We start from the raw sequence: 20263 nt of genomic DNA, 5'->3' as shown, positions 1-20263 counted from the left end.
GGCCCTCCTTAGGAGGAGTCCCCGGGCCGGGGCCGCCGGGCGGATCGGCCGAGGATCTTGCGGTCGTATCCGACGGCGACCGCCGCCGCCCGGTCCTTGACGCCCAACTTGGCGAAGATATGGGTGAGATGCGTCTTCACCGTCGCCTCGCTGATGAACAGCTCGGCGGCTGTCTCCCGGTTCGACGTGCCGCGCGCGACGAGTTCGAGGACCTCGCGCTCGCGCGCCGAGAGCGGTTCGTCGCCGGTGGCGGGCTTACGGACCCGGGAGACCAGCCGGGACGCGACGGCCGGTGACAGGACGGTACGTCCCTCGGCAGCCGCCCGTACCGCCGTGAACAGCTCGTCGCGCGGAGCGTCCTTGAGGAGATAGCCGGTGGCGCCCGCCTCGATCGCGGGGATGGTGTCGGAGTCCGTGTCGTACGTGGTGAGGACGAGGACCCTGGCGCGGGCGCCGCGCGCGGTGAGCGCCGCGATGGCGTCCACGCCGCCGCCGTCCGGCATCCGCAGATCCATCAGGACGACGTCCGGGTCCAGCCGGAAAACCAACTCGACACCCTCGACGCCGCCGGACGCCTCGCCAAGCACCTCGAAGCCCGCAGCAGATTCGAACATGCCACGCAGACCGTCCCGTACGACGGGATGGTCATCGACGACGATCAGGGTGATGGTCCGCTGCTGCATGACGGACCAAAGGTACGCGAGCGGACACGGCCGTGCCCCCGCCCTTCTCCGACTCGACGGTGACGGTGCCGGCGATGCGCTCCGCGCGGGCGCGCATGCCGCCGAGACCGAAGCCGTTCGAACCGGAGCGCGGGCGCGGCACGAGCGGGTCGAAGCCGCAGCCGTCGTCCCGTACGTCGAGGGAGACCTCGTCGCCCATGTACGAGAGGGTGACGCCGGCCCGGTGGGCGCGGGCGTGCTTGGCCGTGTTCGCGAGGGCCTCCTGGGCGATGCGCAGCAGGGTGGCGGCGACCTCGTCGTGCAGGGCCTCCTCGGTGCCGGTGACGGTGAACCTGGCCTCCACACCGGTACGCGCGCCCCAGTCGGCGACCGCCTTCCCGAGAGCCTCGGCGAGGGAGTCGTGGTCCAGTTCGGCCGGGCCGAGGTTGTGCACGGAGCGGCGCGCCTCACCGAGGCTGTGGCGGGCGAGGGCGGCGGCCCGGGTCAGATGCTCGCGGGCGACCTCCGGATCGGGGGTGGCGGAGACCACCTGGAGCTGGGCGATGATGCCGGCCAGCCCCTGGGCGATCGTGTCGTGGATCTCGGCGGCGAGCCTGCGCCGCTCGTCGGCGACACCCGCCTCCCGGGCCTGGACGAGAAGCTGGGCGTGCAGGCCGGCGTTCTCGGCCAGGGCCTGTTCGAGGCGGGCATTGGCCTGTTCGAGCTGGGTGATGGTCCTGGCCCGTTCTTCGGCGATCTCGGCCTCCCTGCGGCCGAGATGCCCGAAGACGAGCGTGAGGGTGCCGTTGAGCAGCAGCAGTCCGCCGAACAGGACCCACTGGAGGGCCCCGTCGGGTGGCAGCCCGCCCGACTGCGCGCCCGCCATGGTGACGGAGGTGACGAGAAACCCCGCGCGGACGGCGCGTTTCGGCAGGAGGAACGGGGTGTCGAAGTAGCCGAGGACGGCGTAGATCGAGAACAGCGGGTTGAGCCAGGTCAGGACGGCGGCGGTGCCGGTCCGTACGACGTAGTACAGCAGGCCCGCGGCCGACGGCTCGCGCATGCGCAGCGGCTGACCGTGCCCGGTCCTGCCCCACCACAGGTGGAGTACGACGGCGACGACGACCAGCGCGCCGGCCAGATACGTCTCGGTGCGGGTCATGCCGAAAGCGTCCACGCTGAACGCCGAGATCACGGTGGAGAGCGCCAGAAGGCCGTACGGGCCGAGCCGGTAGAACTGCTCCCACCGCTCCTCCACGGAGGCGGCCGGGCTCGCCGCTTCGGCTGCTTTCATCCCCATCGTGACAGTGTGCCCCGGCCGCCATCCGGTGGTCGTGGTCATTCCCACCGGAACCAGCGGGCGGCGCCCGCAGTCAGCAGGGCCGCCCACAGCGCCATCACGGCCAGGTCGGCCCAGTGCGGCCAGCCGCCTCGCATCGCGGCGTCCAGGGCCTCGGACGCGGCTCCCATGGGCGAGTAGCCGACGATGTCCCGCAGCAGGTCGGGCATCGTCTGGACGGGCAGCCAGACACCCGCCGTGAACATCGACGGGAAGAACAGGGCCGAGCCGATGGCCTGGCCGGCCCGCTGGGTCGGGGCGATGGCGCAGACCAGACCGCCCATGGCCAGGGCGCCCGCCGTCGCGAGGAGCAGCGCCAGCAGATAGCCGGCGATGTTCCCCGGCAGCTCCACGCCGAAGGCGATCCTGCCGACGGCGATCACCAGTGCGGCCGAGGCGAAGGCGCCGCCGCCGAGCAGGACGATCTGCGACATGAGCAGGGTGGCGGGCCGTACGGGAGTGGTGGACATACGGCGCAGGATGCCGCGCTCGCGGTAACCGATCAGGATCGGCGGCATGGCCTGGAGTCCGGCCATGATCACAGCGAGTAGGGCGGCGACGGGGACGTACAGGTCGATGATCCGCCGGCCGCCGAGCTCGGGGTCGGCGTCGTCGAAGCCCGGGATCAGCCCGAGGATGACCATCAGGAGGGTCGGGAAGGCGATGATCCAGAAGAGCACGCCCGGCTCGCGGGTCATCAGGCGCGCCTCGGTCTTGAGGACGGCGGTGGAGGCGGAGGCCATGTCAGACCCTCTCTTCGGGATGCGCGGCGGCGGCCGTGGCCGTACCGGGGGCGGGCGCTGTCTCGGTCTGGGTCTCGGGGGCGGTCTCCGGGGCGGTCTCGGTCAGGTCGAGGAACGCGTCGTCCAGCGTCGCCTCGGTGACCCGGAGCTGATGGGCGGTGATGCGGTGGCGGGCGAGCAGGGTGATCACCGCGTTGACGGTCTCGTCGGTGCCGTTGATGACGATCCGGCCACCCTGCGTCTCCACCGACGCCGCCTTGGGCAGCGCGGCCAGTTCCTCGCTCCGCAGCGGCTCCGACGGCGTGAACGAGATGACGGTGGACGCCGTCGAGCGCGCGATCAGCCCGGACGGTGTGTCGAGCGCGGCGACCTTCCCCCGGTCGATCACGGCGATCCGGTCGCAGAGCCGCTGGGCCTCCTCCATGAAGTGGGTGACCAGCAGCACCGTCACCCCCGAGTCCCTGATCTCCTCGATCAGACGCCAGGTGTCGCGGCGGGCGCGCGGGTCGAGACCGGTGGTCAGTTCGTCCAGTACGACCACGCGCGGGCCGCCGATCAGGGACAGCGCGATGAACAGGCGCTGTTTCTGGCCGCCGGAGAGCTTCGCGAAGCGGGTCGAGAGCTTCTCCTCCAGACCGAGGCGGCCGGCCAGCGGGCGCCAGTCGACGGGCTTCGGATAGAACGCGGAGTACAGCTCAAGGGCCTCGCGCACCGTCAGCTTCGCCTGGAGTTCGCTCTCCTGGAGCTGGGCGCCGAGAATCTCGGTGACCTGCCGGTGGTCGCGGACCGGATCGAGTCCGGCCACGCGGACCGTGCCGGCGTCGGGGACCCTGAGGCCCTCGACGCACTCGACGGTCGTCGTCTTGCCCGCACCGTTGGGACCGAGAATCCCGAAGATCTCGCCCTCTTCGACTCCGAAGTCGACACCGTCGACGGCGGGCTTTCCCCCGTAGGCCTTGCGCAGACCTCTGACTTCAATGATCGCCATGCCGGAAGGATGCCTCCGTACGGAGGGGAGCGGCATCGGCCATCGCGCTCGACCTCGTATCAACCGATCGGATGATGCCGAGGGCTGCCGAGGGGCAGCCGACGGGCTGTCGGCCCGCTGCCGACCCGCTGTCGACGTCAGCCGGAAATCGGTGGGCAGTGTCAGTGGTGAAACGTAGGCTCGCCCCTGATGCCGACCTCCGAAGATGTACCGACCAAGGACCACTCCGACGTCCGGAACCGCTCCGCCGTGCGCTCGCTGCTGAGGCTGTGGCCGTACGTGCGGCCCGTACGCGTACGCCTGTTCAGCGCGGCGTTCGTCGCGGTGCTGGCCTCGTGCATGGGGCTGGTGATCCCCCTCGTACTGAAGTGGATGGTGGACGGCCCGATCGCGGACGGCGACAAGGGTGGCATCTGGCTCGGCGCGCTGTATCTGCTGCTGCTCGGCATCTTCGAGGCCTGTCTCTTCGGCTTCCGGCGGTGGCTGGTGGCGAGGCCGCTGGCGGGGGTCGAGGCGGCCATGCGGGCGGATCTCTACCGGCATCTCCAGAGGCTGCCGATCGCTTTCCACGACCGGTGGCCCTCGGGCCAGCTGCTGTCGCGCGGCACGACGGATCTGATGCTGCTGCGGATGTTTCTGGCCTTTCCGCTGACCTTCCTGCTGGTGAACGCGACGACGATCCTGGTCGGATTTCTGATTCTGCTGATGCAGGAGTGGACTCTGGGGCTGGTGCTGCTGGCGCCCGTGGTGCCGCTGGTCATCCTCTGTTCGCTCTTCGAGGCGAAGTACTCACTGGTCGCGCGCAAGGCGCAGGACCAGGTGGGCGATCTGACGACGGTGGTCGAGGAGAGCGTTCTCGGCATCCGGATCGTGAAGGGCTTCGGCAGGCACCGCAGCCAGGCCCTCGCCTTCCGGGCGCTCGCGGAGCGGCTGCGCGGTACGGAGCTGGGCAAGGCCCGGCTGCTGGCGGGCATCTGGGCGCTGATCATGGTCATCCCCGAGGTGGCGATCGGCGCGGCGCTGGTGCTGGGCACGGTCCAGGTCGCCGACGGGCATCTCTCCACCGGCACGCTGGTCGCCTTCCTGTCGACGGCGCTGGCGCTGCGCTGGCCGGTGGAGTCGATCGGATTCCTGCTGGCGATGAGCCAGGAGTCGGCGACCGCGACGGAGCGGTACTTCGAGGTGATGGACACCAAGGAGGAGACGGCGGACGCGGAAGGGCCGGCGGGGTCGGCGGGCGGGGAGTCGGACGGACTGCGCTTCGAGGGCGTGTCGTTCCGGTATCCCGACGCGAAGGCCGGGTCCGTGCCCGTACTGGCCGAGGTGGATCTGCACATCAGGTCCGGCGAGACGATGGCCCTTGTCGGCGCGACGGGCTCGGGGAAGACGACGCTCACCGCGCTGGTGCCGCGGCTGCACGAGGTGACGGGCGGGCGGATCACGCTCGACGGCGAGGACATCACGTCGATGCCGCGCCAGCGGCTGCGGGAGCTGGTGTCGGTGGCCTTCGAGGAGCCGACGCTCTTCTCGGCGACGGTCGGCGACAACGTCCGGATGGGCGCGGAGAGCGCCGATGACGCGGCGCTGCTGAGGGCGCTGGACGTGGCGCAGGCCGACTTCGTCCGGGACTTGCCGCAAGGGGTGCACACGGAGGTCGGCGAGCAGGGTCTCAGCCTCTCCGGCGGCCAGCGCCAACGGCTGGCGCTGGCACGGGCGGTGGTGGGCAGACCACGCTTCCTGGTGCTGGACGACCCGCTGTCGGCGCTCGACGTCCACACGGAGGCGCTGGTGGAGGCGGCCCTGCGCCGGGTGCTGGAGGAGACGACGGCGCTGGTCGTGGCGCACCGCCCGTCGACGGTGATGCTGGCGGACCGGGTGGCACTGATCTCTGACGGCCGGATCACGGCGGTGGGGACGCACCAGGAACTGCTGCGGAGCAACGCGGAGTACGCGTGGCTGATGTCGGGAGCGGACGCGGAGGGCGCTGCCGCGCGCGAGGCCGGGAGCGACACGGTGGCGGAAGCCGTCGAGGGGAGCATGCGATGACGTCGTCACCACCAACCACGAACACCGGCCGACCGGGCGGGGGCGACGAGGGGCCGCCCGCCGCCGAGGCGGCTGCCTCCACCGACGCGGGTGTCGGTAGCGACGTGAGCGAGAGAAACGGCACGCGTACGGAATCGGTTCCGGACACCGACAGCCCGGCGGGCACGCCAGCCAACACGGGGCCCACCGGAACCGATGCCGGCGCCCGCGCGAAGCACGGCGTCCCAACCGGGGCCAACCCCGGCCCCGGCACACGCCCCACCGCGACCAACAGCCCGGCAGGCACGCCCACCGACAACGTCGGCGGTGCGAAGCACGGCGTCCCCACGGGGACCGCGACCGACACCAGCACACGCCCCACCGCCGCCACCGAGGCTGGGCCACGCGCCACCCCGGTCAACGGCCCGACGGAAGCTCCCACCGAGGCCGGGCAGACGAACGGCAGCACGGGCGGCAGCGGCGCGCGTACGGAAACCGACCCCGACGGCGGCACCCGCCCAACCGCGGCCACGGACAACGGCGCCCTCGCGAAGCGCGACGCCCGCACCGGGGTCGCACGCGCGACCACGACCGGCGCCCCCGCGGGAGCCGTTCCCGCCCCGGCCGACGGCCAGGCCGACGCCCCCACGGGGACCCGTACCGTCACCGTCGCCTTCCAGGAGCCCGTGGTCGATGCGGCCGTTGGGCGTCAAGTCGGGGGCCCGGAAGGGGATCCCTTCGCGCAGGACGCGTTGCCCGCTCCTCGTGGAGCCACCGGTGCGTTGCTGCGGTCGTTGTTGCGGGAGCGGCGGGGGCGGGTCGTCGTCGCCGCGCTGTTGTTGCTCCTTCAGCAGGCCGCCGTGCAGGCGGGCCCGCTGCTCGTCGCGTACGCCATCGACCGCGGCGTGCCCGCCTTCCGGGCAGACGACAACGGCCCGCTGATCGCCGTCGCCGTCGGCTATCTGCTCTGTGCCGCCGGAGCCGGGATCTTCCAGTACGCCTTCATCCGGGCATCCGCCCGCGTCAACCAGGACGTGCTGCTCGATCTGCGCGGCCGGATCTTCCGTCATGCCCAGGCACTCAGCGTGGACTTCCACGAGCGCTTCACCTCCGGCCGGCTCATCTCCCGTTCCACCACGGACGTCGAGTCGCTGCGCGAACTGCTCGCCGAAGGGCTCCAGGAGCTCATCGGCGTCATCCTCGCCTTCGTCTACATCTCGGCGATGCTGCTCTATCTGGACCTCGGCATCGGCGGACTGGCCGTTCTCTCCTTCGTACCGCTGTACGCCCTGGTCCGGCTCTATCAGCACCGGGCCGGCAGCATCTTCGCCAAGCGCTCCACCGCCATCGCCGCTGTCATCGTGAAGTTCGCGGAGACGATGAACGGCATCCGTCCCGTTCAGGCGTTCCGCCGCGAGCCCGCCAACGACGCCGACTTCCACGCCCTCAACCACCACCACGAGCGCACCAACGGCGACGCCATCCTCGAAATGGCGCGGTACGTGGTGGGTTCACGCCTCGTCGCGAACATCTCCGTCGCCGGGATCGTGCTGTGGGGCGCCTACCGGGTGGCCGAAGGCACGCTCGCCCTCGGGGTGCTCGCCGCGTCGGTGCTGTTCCTGCGGAGGCTGTACGACCCGATCGACCGGCTCGGGATGTTCCTCAACTCCTACCAGTCGGCCGCCGCCTCGCTGGAGAAGATCGCCGGTCTGCTGGCCCAGACCCCGTCAGTGCCGGAGGCGGCGGACCCCCGCCCGCTGCCGGAGCTGACGGGCGGACACCCGGGCCGGGAGGTCGTGTTCGACTCGGTCAGCTTCTCGTACCGTACGGGCGGTGAGGTCCTGCCCCGCTTCGACCTGACGATCCCGGCCGGCCAGACCGTCGCCGTCGTCGGCTCGACCGGCGCGGGCAAGTCGACACTGGCCAAGCTGCTGGCCCGGTTCTACGACCCCACCGCGGGCCGTGTCCTGCTCGACGGCACCGACCTGCGCGACCTGGACACCCCCGAACTGCGGCGCGGCGTCGTGATGGTGACCCAGGAGGCGTTCCTCTTCTCCGGCACGGTCGCCGAGAACATCGCGATCGGCCGTCCCGACGCCTCGCGCGACGAGATCGAGCGCGCCGCGAAGGCCATCGGCGCGCACGACTTCATCAGTGGTCTGCCCGAGGGGTACGACACGGACGTACGGAAGCGGGGCGGCCGGATCTCGGCCGGTCAGCGCCAACTGGTGGCCTTCGCCCGCGCGTTGCTCGCCGACCCTTCCGTACTGATCCTGGACGAGGCGACGAGCTCGCTCGACATTCCCGGTGAGCGCGCCGTGCAGCGTGCGATGGACACGGTGCTCAACGGCCGTACGGCGGTGGTCATCGCGCACCGCCTGTCGACGGTGGAGATCGCCGACCGGGTGCTCGTGATGGAACACGGCCGCATCGTGGAGGACGGCTCGCCATCCGAACTGATCGGCGGCGTGGGCCGGTTCGCGGGCCTGCACCGCGCCTGGCGGGACAGCCTGGCCTGACGCCGGGCGCCGGGGCCGACCCCGGCGCCCTCCGCCCCCGCCGGGATGCCGCGCCCGGCCCGCCGGCGGGCCGGAATTCTGACCGCCCGGCGTACGCCCGCGTAACACCGCCGCAACAGCGCGGCAGATTTCGCTTAACGAACACGGCACTTCGCGCAGCGGACGATTTCCGGCCAACTTCTTGACGCGCTCCTGACAGATGGGCCGGATTCCTGGGACTCTTCCCCCGTTCTGAGCACCACCGTTCCGCAGCTCATGCTCCGCAGCTCGTGCTCCACCTTGCTCTCCTGCACTGTCCGGGCCGCCCACCCGAGCATGGTCCGGTACCCCCCTCGCAGAAGGAGTTCGCGTGAGACCCACGCCCAGCCGTCGTATCACCGCGACCGGCGCTCTGATCGCTGTCACAGCCCTTCTCGCCGTCGGCGTCCAGGCCGGCACCGCCGCCGCCGCCCCCGACACGGCCCCCTCGGCGCCGGTCGCCGGCAAGGCCGACCCCGGCGCGCTCCCCAAGGCCCTCTCCCCCGCCCAGCGCGCCGAGCTGATACGCGAGGCGAACGCCACCAAGGCGGCGACGGCGGACGAACTCGGCCTCGGCGCCGAGGAGAAGCTCGTCGTACGCGACGTCGTCCAGGACCGTGACGGCACCACGCACACCCGCTACGAGCGCACCTACGCCGGCCTCCCCGTCCTCGGCGGTGACCTCGTCGTCGCCACCACGAAGGCGGGCGCCACCCAGGCGGTCACCAAGGCCTCCAGGACGGCCCTCAAGTCGGTCGACGTCAACGCCGACGTGCCGGCCGCGGCGGCGGAGAAGCAGGCGCTCTCCGCGGCGAAGGCGGAGGGCTCGACCAAGGCCGCGGCCGACCGCGCGCCGCGCAAGGTCGTCTGGCTCGCGGAGAACACGCCGACCCTGGCGTACGAAACGGTCGTCGGCGGTGTCCAGAAGGGCGGCACCCCGAACGAGCTGCATGTCGTGACCGACGCCGCCACCGGCGAGAAGCTCTTCGAGTGGCAGGGCGTCCACGAGGGCACGGGCAACACCCAGTACAGCGGTCAGGTCACGCTCGGCACGGCCCCGTCGTTCACGCTGACCGACACGGGCAGGGGCAACCACAAGACGTACAACCTGAACCGCGGTTCATCCGGCACCGGCACCCTCTTCTCCGGCCCGGACGACATCTGGGGCAACGGCTCCCCCTCCAACGCGGAGACCGCCGGCGCGGACGCGCACTTCGGCGCGGCCCTCACGTGGGACTACTTCAAGGACGTGCACGGCCGCACCGGCATCAGGGGCGACGGCGTCGGCGCGTACTCGCGCGTGCACTACGGCAACAACTACGTCAACGCCTTCTGGCAGGACAGCTGCTTCTGCATGACGTACGGCGACGGCTCGGGCAACTCGAAGCCGCTGACCTCCATCGACGTGGCCGCCCACGAGATGTCGCACGGCGTCACCTCGAACACCGCGGGCCTCATCTACAGCGGTGAGTCCGGTGGCCTCAACGAGGCGACCTCCGACATCTTCGCCGCCGCCGTCGAGTTCAAGGCCGCCAACGCCCAGGACGTCGGCGACTACCTGGTCGGCGAGAAGATCGACATCAACGGCAACGGCACCCCGCTGCGCTACATGGACAAGCCCAGCAAGGACGGGGCGTCCAAGGACTACTGGTACTCGGGCATCGGCAACGTCGACGTCCACTACTCGTCGGGCCCGGCGAACCACTTCTTCTACCTCCTCTCGGAGGGCAGCGGCGCCAAGACCGTCAACGGCGTCAGCTACGACTCGGCGACGTCCGACGGACTGCCGGTGACCGGCATCGGCCGGGACAAGGCCGAGCAGATCTGGTTCAAGGCGCTCACCACGAAGTTCACCTCCACGACGAACTACGCGGCGGCCCGCACCGGCACGCTCGCGGTCGCCGGTGAGCTGTACGGTACGTCGAGCGCCGAGTACAAGTCGGTCGCCGACGCGTGGGCCGGTATCAGCGTCGGCACCCGCCCCGGCGGCAGCGGCGGCACGGTCTACGAGAGCACCGGCGCCGTCGCGATCCCGGACAACGGTGCGGCGGTCACCTCGACCGTCAACGTCACGGGCCGTACGGGCAACGCGCCCGCCGCCCTCCCGGTCGGCGTGGACATCACGCACACCTGGCGCGGTGACCTGGTCGTGGATCTGGTCGCCCCGGACGGGACGGTCTACCCGCTGAAGAGCGCGAGCAGCGGTGACTCGGCGGACGACGTCGTGGAGACGTACAACGTCAACGCCTCGTCGGAGGCGGCCAACGGCGCCTGGAAGCTGCGGGTGCAGGATGTCGCCTCGCAGGACACGGGACGCATCAACAGCGTGAAGCTCACGTTCCCTTGAGTGTCTCGCTGACGGGCCTCGCCCCGTCGGCACGCTGAGATGACAGAGGCCGCCCGGGTCCTGAGGACCCGGGCGGCTCCGTCGTTCCGTACGGCCGTGCACACGTGCGATGTCCCGGCCCACCCGCTCGAAGGCGCGCCCGAAGGAGCGGGCCGGGAACCGGCCGGTGTGGAACTCCCGCGCGCACCCTGGGTCAAGGAGTGCGCCACGCTGTCCGTCCACCGGCTGTGAGTCGCGGACGGCCGGCTCCCGGACCGAGGATCGTGGTCCATGTGGCAGTGAGGTGACCGCCGTCGCCGACCACGTCGCGACGACTCCCCCGCCCCTCCACCTGCCACCAATCCTCCGGCCCGAGCGCCGCTTCCCCCGTCGCCCGCGCTCGCCACCTCGGGGTGAGCTCCTACCGGAGCTTGTTCACCGCCGTGGTGGTGGTCTTCTTGAACGCCGCGACCGGCGCCTGGTCCAGATTCCCCAACTGGCTCCAGGCGACGAGCGTGACGGTGTCGCCGTCCCGGCCGATGCCCAGCAGATGGACACCGGGCCCCGCTTCCGGGATCGAGACGCCGACTCCGATGACCCTGGCCCCCTCCTCGACGGCGATCCGGCCGTAGTCGTCCCACGAGGCCGTGCCGCCGGGCGTGGTGCGCAGCCAGTCGGCGGCGCAGGCGGCAACGGCCGCCTCGGCCTTCGCGGCCAGCTTCTTGGCCGCGGCGTTGCCCGACGCCTGGACGCTCACCTGCGCGCCCGTCGTGTCGAGGTCGGTGATGAACTGCCGGTGCCAGGTGGTGCCCTGGGCCGGCAGCACCTTTTCGAGGCAGAACGGGTCCGTCTCGGGGGCGCCGGCGGTCACCGCGCCCGCGGTCCAGAAGTTGCCATCGGCCTGCGGCATGTCCTGCGCCGCGAGGAAGCCGGGTGTGCTCACCTTCGGCGCGGCCTGGACACTGCCGGACACCGACAGCGCGAGAGCGCCGGCGAGTGCCGCGGTGGCCGCCGTGGTCAGTGCCCGGCGGGTTGTGCGTCTTGTCATGTTCCAACCTGTGGTCACTGGGTGGATCCCCCTGGTCCAGCTCTGGTCTTGCCGTTCGCTCTTGCCGTTCGCACCGGCTTGATCGGCCGGTGATCCCAGATTGAGGGGGTGATCGACGGGTCGGCAACAACCCTCGTGAAGTACGGAACGCATGGAACGCGTGCGCGTACGCTGGCCTGGGGAAATGACAAGGGCCTGGAATGACCGCGGAACAGCGTGGCGGGCGGTAGGGGGACGTGAGATGGGCCGTTCGGAGAAGATCCCGGCGGAGACGGCGGAGTTCGCGAAGCGTCTGCGTGCCCTGAAGGAGAGAACCGACCGGAGTTACGGTTCGCTCGCCACCCAGCTCCACCTCGGCGCGTCGACGTTGCACCGCTACTGCCACGGGCACGCGCTGCCCGTCGACTACGCCCCCGTTGAGCGGCTGGCGAAGGTGGTCGGCGCGACGCCGGCCGAGCGTGTGGAGCTGCACCGCCTGTGGCTGCGGGCGCACTCGGCGCGTACGGATGAAGGGGGCGGCGCCGAAGCCACGAGAGACGCCGCCGAGACGGTCGCCGAGCCGGAGCCCGTACGTGAGGCCGAACCGGAGCAGGAGCCGGGCCGTGACCCGACCGCCGACACCGACAAAGACACAAACACAGACGCCGACGCCGGTACAGCCCAGCCGGTCGGCACAGCCGACGACCCCGACCCGCCGCCCGCCGCCGCCACGGCCCCGCCCCTCTCCCGTCCCCGTGCGTCCCGGCTGCGCCGCCGCCAGATAGTCGGTGCCGCGCTCGCCGTCGTCACCGTCCTCGGCGGCACCGTCATCGTCGCGGCCGACCTCGGGAGCCCCGACTCGCGGAGCGACAGGAGCGGTCCGCGTCTCGCCGATCCCGGCCCGAACGGCCCCCTCGATCCGCCCTCGCCGTCCGCCCGGTCCAGCGCCCCGTCGGCGAAGGCGAGCGCCTCGCAGTCCGGCTCCGGCCCGAAGGCGTCACCGTCCGGTTCCATCCGTGCCGGAAAGACGGAGGCGGGCGGCACCGGCGGGGACGGCGGCCGGTCCGGCGGGAAGAACCCCGGAGCCGGGACGGGCACGGCGAAGCCGCTGGTGTGGGCCGCGGACAGCCACAAGTGGCAGTCGGACTGCGCCCATACGTATCTGATCAACCGCGCCCCCTCCGCCGTACCGCCGCCGCCCAACTCCCAGGACGCGCGGCAGTGGGCGACGGCGCTCGGCGCGGTGCACGGCAACTCGTCGATCACGCAGGCCACGCTGAACGCGGCGGCGGGCGCGGGTCCTGTCGTCGTCCAGGAGGTGTTCGTCCGGGTTGTGGGCCGGCGGGCGCCGCTCGGCTGGAACGCGTACGAGATGAGCAACGGCTGCGGCGGCTCGATCACCCCCGCCGTGTTCAGCGTCGACCTGGACGCGTCGCGGCCGATCGTGCGCCCGGTCGACGGGGGGAGCGAGGAGGGGCCGCTGCCCGCGCCCAGGCTTCCCTATCAGGTGACGACGGGCGAACCGCTCGTGCTGAGGGTCGAGGCGAGCACCAACGGCTGCGACTGCGACTGGTATCTGGAGGTGCGCTGGACGGCCGGGGACCGTACGGGCGTCGCGCGCATCGACGACGGCGGCCGGCCGTTCCGTACGAGCGCGGCGGCCGGCAAGGTGTACGGGCACGACTACGAGTCCGGGAAATGGATGGGACCCTGACGGGCCGTCAGGGTCCCACGTGGCGCTAGGGGGTTCTCACGCCGGGTTGTTGGCGTGCGTCAGCGTCTCCCACGCGACGAACAGGTTGTTCGTGCCCTGCGGGCGCATCCGCTCCGTGTACTGCTGGGTGTTGGTCATGGCGTTGCCCAGCCGGTTGCCCAGCGCGTTGAAGGCGACCTCGCTGATCGGTCCGAGGTTGTCCTTCAGGCTGCCGCCGCAGAGGTTGCCGGGGACGGGCTCGCCGTTCTGGTACTTGGTGTGCAGCCCGAACGCGTGCCGCAGCCTCTCGCCGACCTCCGGGTACAGGTCCTGGCCCTGGATGCGACTGGTCTCCGCGACGTGCGAGATGGCGGAGAGGCCGTAGCCGGTGTGGGTCAGGTCGCGGCAGGTCTCCTGCGCGAGCCCCTGCATGAAGGTCGACTGGTTGTGCCAGTAGCGGACGATCTCGTCGCGGGTGTCGAGGCCGCTGCCGGGCACCGTCTTCGGCAGCGCGCCGTCGGAGGGCAGATAGATGAACGCGGGAACACGGTTGCGGAAGATGCCGACCGTCTTGTCGTAGGCTCCCCGGTCCTCCAGATGGACCGCGATGCCGATCGCGGCCTCGTTCATGCTGAGCTCCCAGTTGCCGTTGGAGCCCGAGCCGTTGATGATCTCCGGCAGATACACGTTGCGCAGCATCGTCGAGAAGCGGCCCGAGTTGGGCCAGCCGGTGTACGTGTACTTGATGATCTCGGCGGCCTTGGGCCACGAGGAACCGGCCCACGCGGTCTGGAGCGGCGCGTTGCTGTTGGTGTGGTCGCGGATCGTGTTCGACCAGGCGTCCATCAGCTCGATGGACTTCTTGGCGTAGCGGTCGTCCCGGTTGATGTACCAGGCCAGCGCGGTGGTGTACGCGGCTATCGCGTCCTCACGCTCGTCCGTGCAGCCGTTGTTGGGGTTGGAGTACGAGCCGCACTCCACGACCGCGCGGGGCTTGGGGACCCGGGACAGGGAGGCGTACTTGCTCCCCATCATCTGGTCGTACGCGGCCTTCCACGGCTGCGCGCCCGCCTGCACCTTGCCGCGGACGAAGTCGAGTTGGGGGCGGCTGACGCCGACACCGGGGTGGGTGAAGTTCGCCGGGGCGGCGACGGCCTTCGCCGAGAGGGTCTTGGCGGCGGCGGGCGGTGTGTCGACCGCCCGTTGGCCTGCCGGGGCGGGGGTCCCTGCCGAGGCGGGGGCCATGAAGGCCGCCGCGATCAGGCCGCCGAGCGCGGCGGACAGGCCGAGGACTCTGGGGATGACTCCGGGACGCATGGGGGTGCCTTCCGGTCGGGGGGGTTCCGCAACTCCGGCCACAACAGAGGATGTTCATCAACATGAACAACGAGCGGAGTTGTGAATCCGTATTGAGTGAGGAACTTAAGGCCATCCCATGGACACGTCAAGGTACGGACCAATGATTCGAAGGGCCCGGCGGACAGGTGTCCGCCGGGCCCGAAAAGCGTGCGATTCTCAGCGCATCAGTACGCCCGCGCCCTCCCCCGTCGCCTCGGTCGGCAGCGCGACCAGGCCGAGATCGGCGGCTCCCAGCATGGGATGCGTGGGCAGGATCCGTACGGTGTAGCCGAACGGCCCCGTACGGTCGAGGGCCAGCGGCCCCTCGTACACCCAACGGCCCGCCTGGTCGGGCCCGCCCGCCGGTTTCAGCGGGAAGATCTGCGCGTCGGCGATCGTGTCGTCGGCGCCCACGCGGCCCGCGACGGCCTGTACCTCCACGTCGTCGGGGAGGAGTTGGCCGAGAGTGACGCGCACCTTCAGCGCGAGGGTCGAGCCAAGCTCCGCGCTGCCGCCCGCCGTTGTCGCCGAGACCGCCTCCACATGGTCGACGGCCACGCCCGGCCAGGCGGCCCTGACCTGGCTCTTCCAGTCGGCCAACTCCCCTGCCGTGGCCGCGTCCAGCTCCCGGTGGGCATGGGCGGCCGGGGCGTAAAGCCGCTCCACGTACTCGCGCACCATACGGTCCGCGAGCAGCTTCGGGCCCAGGGTGGTCATGGTGCGGCGGACCATCTCGATCCAGCGGCCGGGCAGGCCGGGGGCGCCTGCGGGAGCCTGGGCGGCGCCCGCGTCCGTACGATCGTAGAAGCGGGGTGCGACTCGGTCCTCGATCAGCGCGTAGAGGGCGTTCGCCTCCAGCGTGTCGCGCCGGTCCTCGTCGGCCGCCGAGCCGTCGGCGGTCGGGATGGCCCAGCCGAAGTCCGGCTCGAACCATTCGTCCCACCAGCCGTCCAGCACCGACAGGTTGAGACACCCGTTGAGCGCGGCCTTCATCCCGCTCGTGCCGCACGCCTCCAGCGGGCGCAGCGGGTTGTTCAGCCAGACGTCGCAGCCCGGGTAGAGCCGCTGCGCCATCGCCATCCCGTAGTCGGGCAGGAAGACGATGCGGTGGCGTACGCGCGGGTCGTCGGCGAACTTCACCAGCTCCTGCACGAGCCGCTTGCCGCCGTCGTCCGCCGGGTGCGCCTTGCCGGCGACGACGATCTGGATCGGCCGCTCGGGGTGCAGCAGCAGCTCCGTCAGCCGTTCGCGGTCGCGCAGCATCAGCGTGAGCCGCTTGTACGAGGGGACGCGCCTGGCGAAGCCGATGGTCAGGATGTCGGGGTCAAGTACCCCGTCGATCCAGCCCAGTTCGGCCTCTGCCGCGCCGCGCTGGTGCCAGGAGGCGCGCAGCCGGTCGCGTACCTCGTGCACCAACTGCTCGCGCAGGGTGCGGCGTACGGCCCAGAGGTCGGCGCCCGGAACGTCGGCGATCTCATCGCCGAGCGCGGTGATCTCCGGCGCGACCCAGGTCGGCGCGTGGACGCCGTTGGTCACCGAGGTGATCGGTACGTCCTGCGGGTCGAAGCCCGGCCAGAGCCCGGCGAACATCTGCCGGCTGACGGCGCCGTGCAGGGTGGAGACGCCGTTGGCGCGCTGGGCGAGCCGCAGGCCCATGGCGGCCATGTTGAAGAGGTTCGGGTCGCCGCCGGGGAAGGTCTCCCTGCCGAGGCGCAGCACCTGTTCGGTGGAGACGCCGGCCAGTTCGCCGTCGTCGCCGAAGTGGCGTGCGACGAGTGCGCGGTCGAACCGGTCGATGCCGGCGGGCACGGGGGTGTGGGTGGTGAACACCGTGCCGCCCCGGACGGCCTCCAGCGCCGTGTCGAACCCGAGCCCCGTGTCACTGAGTTCACGGATGCGTTCGAGGCCCTGGAAGCCCGCGTGGCCCTCGTTCGTATGGAAGACCTCGGGCTCGGGGTGGCCGGAGATCCGGCAGTACGCGCGGACGGCGCGGACGCCGCCGATGCCGAGCAGCATCTCCTGGAGGAGCCGGTGCTCGCTGCCGCCGCCGTAGAGACGGTCGGTGACCTCGCGCTCGTTCGGACCGTTGTCCTCTATGTCCGAGTCGAGCAGCAGGAGCGGTACGCGGCCGACGCGCGCCTGCCAGACGCACGCGCGCAGCGACCGGCCGCCGGGCAGCGTGAGCGCGACCCGGCTGGGCCTGCCGTCCTCCTCCCGCAGGAGGCTGAGCGGCAGCTCGTTCGGGTCGAGGACGGGGTAGTGCTCCTGCTGCCAGCCGTCGCGCGAGAGGGACTGGCGGAAATAGCCGTGCCGGTAGAGCAGGCCGACCCCGATGAGCGGTACGCCGAGGTCGCTGGCGGCCTTGAGATGGTCTCCGGCGAGGATGCCGAGGCCGCCGGAGTACTGGGGCAGGGCGGCGGTGACGCCGAACTCGGGCGAGAAGTAGGCGACGGCGCCGGGCAGCTCGGCGCCCTGGCCGCGCTGTTGCTGGTACCAGCGGCTGCCGCGCAGATACTCGTCGAGCCCGCCGGCGACGGCGGCCAGCCGCCCGAGGAACGGCCGGTCACCGGCCAGCTCCACGAGCCGCGTGGCGGACACGGCCCCGAGCAGCCGCACGGGATCCCGCCCGGCGGCGGCCCAGCCGTCGGGATCGACGGCCTGGAAGAGTTCACGGGTCTCGGAGTGCCAGGACCAGCGCAGATTGCGCGCGAGGTCGCTGAGTGGTCGCAGAGGTTCGGGCAGGACGGGGCGCACGGTGAATCGACGGATTGCCTTCACGTGTTCCACCTTCGCAGGGGACATCCGGACCGACGGACCACACCACGCTGTGCACCCCGCCATCACTCCGACGGTATCCCCCCACCCCCCACCCCCTCACCGGCGCACAAGCGCACATGCCCCGACGCGACTGCGCGGGGTGACGTCCGGGCGGGTGAGCGGGGAGCGGTGCGGGCGCGCGCACGGGGTGAGGCGGAGACCCCCTGCCGGGCGACGGCCGGGGGCCGAGCGCCCCCGGACCGCCGACGGCACCTCAGCCCCGGGCCGGGGCCGGGAGGGTGTACGGGGAGCCCGCGTTCACCGTGGGTGGGTCGAACGCTCCCGTCGTGGCGTAGCGGGCGGCGATCTCCGCCAGTTCCGACGGGGGGATCACGTCCGCGATGTTCGTGAAGCCGTTCGGGGCGCGGGTGTGGGCCAGGGTGATGACCACCTCGGGGCCCTGCTGGCGGTTGGCGAGTTGCAGCTCCGTCATCGCGGGGCGGCGGTCCCTCTCGTACACAGTCAGGGCCTCCGCGCGGTCGGGGTGCGTCGCCATGGCGTGCGCCAGCGCACGCGCGTCGACGATCGACTGCGTCGCGCCGTTCGAACCGATCGGGTACATCGCGTGGGCCGCGTCGCCGATCAGGGTCGTACGGCCGTGGGTCCAGCGCGCCAGCGGTTCGCGGTCCACCATCGGGTACTCGAAGGCGCGGTCCGCCGCGGCCAGCAGCCCGGGGACGCTGACGCCGTCGAACTCCCAGCCCGCGTAGTGGTGCGCGAACTTCGCGACCGGCACCGGCCGGTTCCAGTCGCCCCGCCCGGCTCCGGCGATGTCCGTCGCGGGCATCGCCAGCGCCCAGTTGACCAGTACCCGCCGGTCCGGACCGCTCGCGTGCGTCATGGGGTAGACCACCGCCTTCTGCCGGTCGTCACCCGCGATGAACATGAACCGGCCCGCACGGTGCGCCGGGACCCGCGAGACCCCGCGCCAGACGAGCATGCCGTTCCACGGCGGCTCCCCCTCCCCGGGATTCAGCGCGGCCCGCACCGCCGAGCGGATGCCGTCCGCGCCGATCAGCACGTCCGGCTCCAGGGACGCGCCCCCCACGCCGCGCCCCTCCCGGTGCGCGAGCAGCACACGCGCGCGGCCGTCCGGCGAGGTCTCCAGGCCGGCGACCCGGACCCCGGCGACCACCGCGTCGCCGCCGAGCCGGTCGCGTACCGCGTCACCGAGCACCCGTTGAAGGTCGCCGCGGTGGATGGACAACTGCGGCCACAGATAACCGGCCGCCACACCGCGCGGCTCGCGGGAGATCAGCCCGCCGCGACGGTGGTAGTAGCGCAGTTCACCGGTGCGTACGGCGCACTCGTCCAGCCTGCCGAGCAGCCCGAGCGCGTCGAGTTCGCGTACGGCGTTGGGCATGATGTTCAGCCCGGCGCCGAGCGGCTGGATCTCCCGGGCGGCCTCGACGACGGTGATCTGTTCGAAGCCGGCGGCGTGCAGGGAGAGTGCCGCGGTGAGGCCGGCGATTCCGCCGCCCGCGATCATGATGTGGGTCATGCCGTGAATCTCTTCTCACGAAGGGCCGGCCCGGCGGCGGACACCGCGGGCATGGGCACGGTGGGCATGGGCTTGGGCGTCGTTCTCGGCGCGTGCGCGCCCACATCCGCCTGCCGCACCAACGTCTCGTTCTCCCGCGTCAGATCCAGCACCGTCCGCAGCAGCGCGACCGGCGCGCCGCCGCTGCCCTCGTCGTACAGCCGCAGATCCTCGCTGTACGCCTTGCGCGCCACGCCGATATGTCTGGCCCGGAACGTCTTGAGGATGCGCAGCACCCCCGCCAGCGACTCCGCCGACGCGGCCAGCCCCGGCGGCAGCCGCGGCGTCGACTCCCAGCTGATCGCGGCGGACAGCTTGCTGACGGCGGAGGTCGAACCCCGGTGCGCCGCGTGGAAGGCCCGCCACGACGGCAGGCTGTAGCGCACGGACTCGTCGAGGAACGCGTCGTACTCCGGGCTGCTGCGGTCGCTCTGCCACAGCGTCACATCGACCAGCCAGAGCGGCACCTGCGCGGCGGCCGGGCCCAGATAGTCGTGGCCGGCGATGTCGACCTCCTCGAAGTACGGGCGCAGCCCGCGCGCGAAGAAGTCGGGCGTGACCTGCGCGACCGTGAAGTCGATGGAGTCGACCATGGCCTGGACGTGCTGCGCCGTACGGTCGAGCGCGGCGGCGAAGCGCGGGTCGTACGGTTCGAGTCCCGCCAGCTCCGAGCAGGTGTCGAGCGCCGCGACGAGCGCGGGGAAGACCATCCGTACGGCGTTCTGGAGGTACCCCTCCATCGCCTCGCCCGTATACATCCGCTGCCGGTCGCCGAGCGGGTTCCACGTCGTGTAGTGGTGCACGGTGTCGCGGGGCACCATGTCGGTGCGGCGGCCCAACTCCTGGAGTGCGGGCAGGGCTTCGGGGACGGCGGCGAGCGGTTCGGCCCCGTGCCGCTTGAGCGAGCCGAGGAGCAGACCGAGGTCGCGTACGGCGGCGAGCGCGTCGACCACCCCCAGCGATGCGGTGCGGTCGGGACCGGGGACGAGCGTGCGCAGGGCGACGGTCAGCGCGGGGACATCGGCGTCCCGGTTCATCGCGGGTACGGCCGCGAGTATCGCGTCGGCGCCCAGCGGATCGGCCGCGCGTATGCCGGCTATCCGGTAGCGCGGCTCGCGCGCCTCGATCGCGGGCGCGACAAGGTCGTGCAGCGTCATGGAAGTGCCCCCCTCGGGCGTGGGTCGGGTGGGTGGTGGGACACGGGACGGGCGGCGTGATGCCGTCACGG

The 20263-nt window shown here is 71.6% G+C and carries 14 protein-coding genes; 5 read left to right on the top strand and 9 right to left on the bottom strand.

Features of this window, described 5'->3' with window-relative positions; genetic code table 11:
- Positions 1-8: 8 nt before the first annotated feature.
- The 4 genes from ACFWV8_RS12855 to ACFWV8_RS12840 are packed head-to-tail and all read right to left on the bottom strand — an operon-like array spanning position 9 to position 3732.
- Positions 9-683 carry a response regulator gene (locus ACFWV8_RS12855; RefSeq protein WP_384200394.1) on the bottom strand — a complete coding sequence of 225 codons (675 nt, stop codon included), beginning with the start codon at positions 681-683 and terminating at the stop codon, positions 9-11.
- Positions 646-1962, bottom strand: coding sequence for a sensor histidine kinase (locus ACFWV8_RS12850; RefSeq protein WP_384200393.1), 1317 nt, complete (start codon positions 1960-1962; stop codon positions 646-648). The genes ACFWV8_RS12855 and ACFWV8_RS12850 overlap by 38 nt, the downstream gene beginning before the upstream one ends.
- Positions 1963-2000: 38 nt before the next feature.
- Entirely contained in the window at positions 2001-2744 is a 744-nt protein-coding gene (locus tag ACFWV8_RS12845; protein WP_384200391.1) for an ABC transporter permease, read from the bottom strand.
- Between the two features lies 1 nt (position 2745).
- On the bottom strand, positions 2746-3732 hold the full coding sequence (locus tag ACFWV8_RS12840; protein WP_384200389.1) for an ABC transporter ATP-binding protein: 987 nt from the start codon (positions 3730-3732) through the stop codon (positions 2746-2748).
- A 189-nt stretch (positions 3733-3921) separates the two neighbouring features.
- Here ACFWV8_RS12840 and ACFWV8_RS12835 point away from each other — a divergent pair, with 189 nt between their 5' ends.
- The 4 genes from ACFWV8_RS12835 to ACFWV8_RS12820 all read left to right on the top strand — a co-directional run bounded on the left by ACFWV8_RS12835 (position 3922) and on the right by ACFWV8_RS12820 (position 10872).
- Positions 3922-5778: an ABC transporter ATP-binding protein gene (locus ACFWV8_RS12835; RefSeq protein ID WP_384200387.1), complete on the top strand. Its 1857-nt coding sequence runs from the start codon at positions 3922-3924 to the stop codon at positions 5776-5778.
- 665 nt (positions 5779-6443) lie between these two features.
- Positions 6444-8276: an ABC transporter ATP-binding protein gene (locus tag ACFWV8_RS12830; protein WP_384200519.1), complete on the top strand. Its 1833-nt coding sequence runs from the start codon at positions 6444-6446 to the stop codon at positions 8274-8276.
- Between the two features lie 349 nt (positions 8277-8625).
- A complete protein-coding gene (locus ACFWV8_RS12825; RefSeq protein WP_384200385.1) occupies positions 8626-10641 on the top strand; it encodes a M4 family metallopeptidase in 2016 nt (671 codons plus the stop codon).
- A gap of 39 nt (positions 10642-10680) precedes the next feature.
- A complete protein-coding gene (locus ACFWV8_RS12820) occupies positions 10681-10872 on the top strand; it encodes a hypothetical protein (RefSeq protein ID WP_384200384.1) in 192 nt (63 codons plus the stop codon).
- A gap of 169 nt (positions 10873-11041) precedes the next feature.
- Here ACFWV8_RS12820 and ACFWV8_RS12815 read toward each other — a convergent pair whose 3' ends face one another.
- Positions 11042-11668 (bottom strand): hypothetical protein, encoded by a 627-nt coding sequence (locus tag ACFWV8_RS12815; RefSeq protein ID WP_384200382.1) that lies wholly within the window; start codon positions 11666-11668, stop codon positions 11042-11044.
- A 241-nt stretch (positions 11669-11909) separates the two neighbouring features.
- Here ACFWV8_RS12815 and ACFWV8_RS12810 point away from each other — a divergent pair, with 241 nt between their 5' ends.
- Complete coding sequence (locus tag ACFWV8_RS12810; protein ID WP_384200380.1) at positions 11910-13361, top strand: helix-turn-helix domain-containing protein; 1452 nt, start codon at positions 11910-11912, stop codon at positions 13359-13361.
- Positions 13362-13397: 36 nt separating this feature from the next.
- Here the strand turns inward: ACFWV8_RS12810 and ACFWV8_RS12805 are convergent, their stop codons facing one another.
- From ACFWV8_RS12805 to ACFWV8_RS12790, 4 genes are all read right to left on the bottom strand, one after another.
- Complete coding sequence (locus ACFWV8_RS12805) at positions 13398-14657, bottom strand: alginate lyase family protein (RefSeq protein WP_384200379.1); 1260 nt, start codon at positions 14655-14657, stop codon at positions 13398-13400.
- Between the two features lie 198 nt (positions 14658-14855).
- Positions 14856-17456 carry an alpha-glucan family phosphorylase gene (gene glgP / locus ACFWV8_RS12800; protein WP_384200377.1) on the bottom strand — a complete coding sequence of 867 codons (2601 nt, stop codon included), beginning with the start codon at positions 17454-17456 and terminating at the stop codon, positions 14856-14858.
- 253 nt (positions 17457-17709) lie between these two features.
- Positions 17710-18996 (bottom strand): flavin-dependent oxidoreductase, encoded by a 1287-nt coding sequence (locus ACFWV8_RS12795; RefSeq protein WP_384200375.1) that lies wholly within the window; start codon positions 18994-18996, stop codon positions 17710-17712.
- A complete protein-coding gene (locus ACFWV8_RS12790; protein WP_384200373.1) occupies positions 18993-20192 on the bottom strand; it encodes a monodechloroaminopyrrolnitrin synthase PrnB family protein in 1200 nt (399 codons plus the stop codon). The genes ACFWV8_RS12795 and ACFWV8_RS12790 overlap by 4 nt, the downstream gene beginning before the upstream one ends.
- Positions 20193-20263 lie beyond the last annotated feature (71 nt).

This window comes from Streptomyces sp. NPDC058665, from assembly GCF_042714995.1.
Classification (GTDB): Bacteria; Actinomycetota; Actinomycetes; order Streptomycetales; family Streptomycetaceae; genus Streptomyces.
This window is presented reverse-complemented; position numbering and strand designations above follow the sequence as displayed.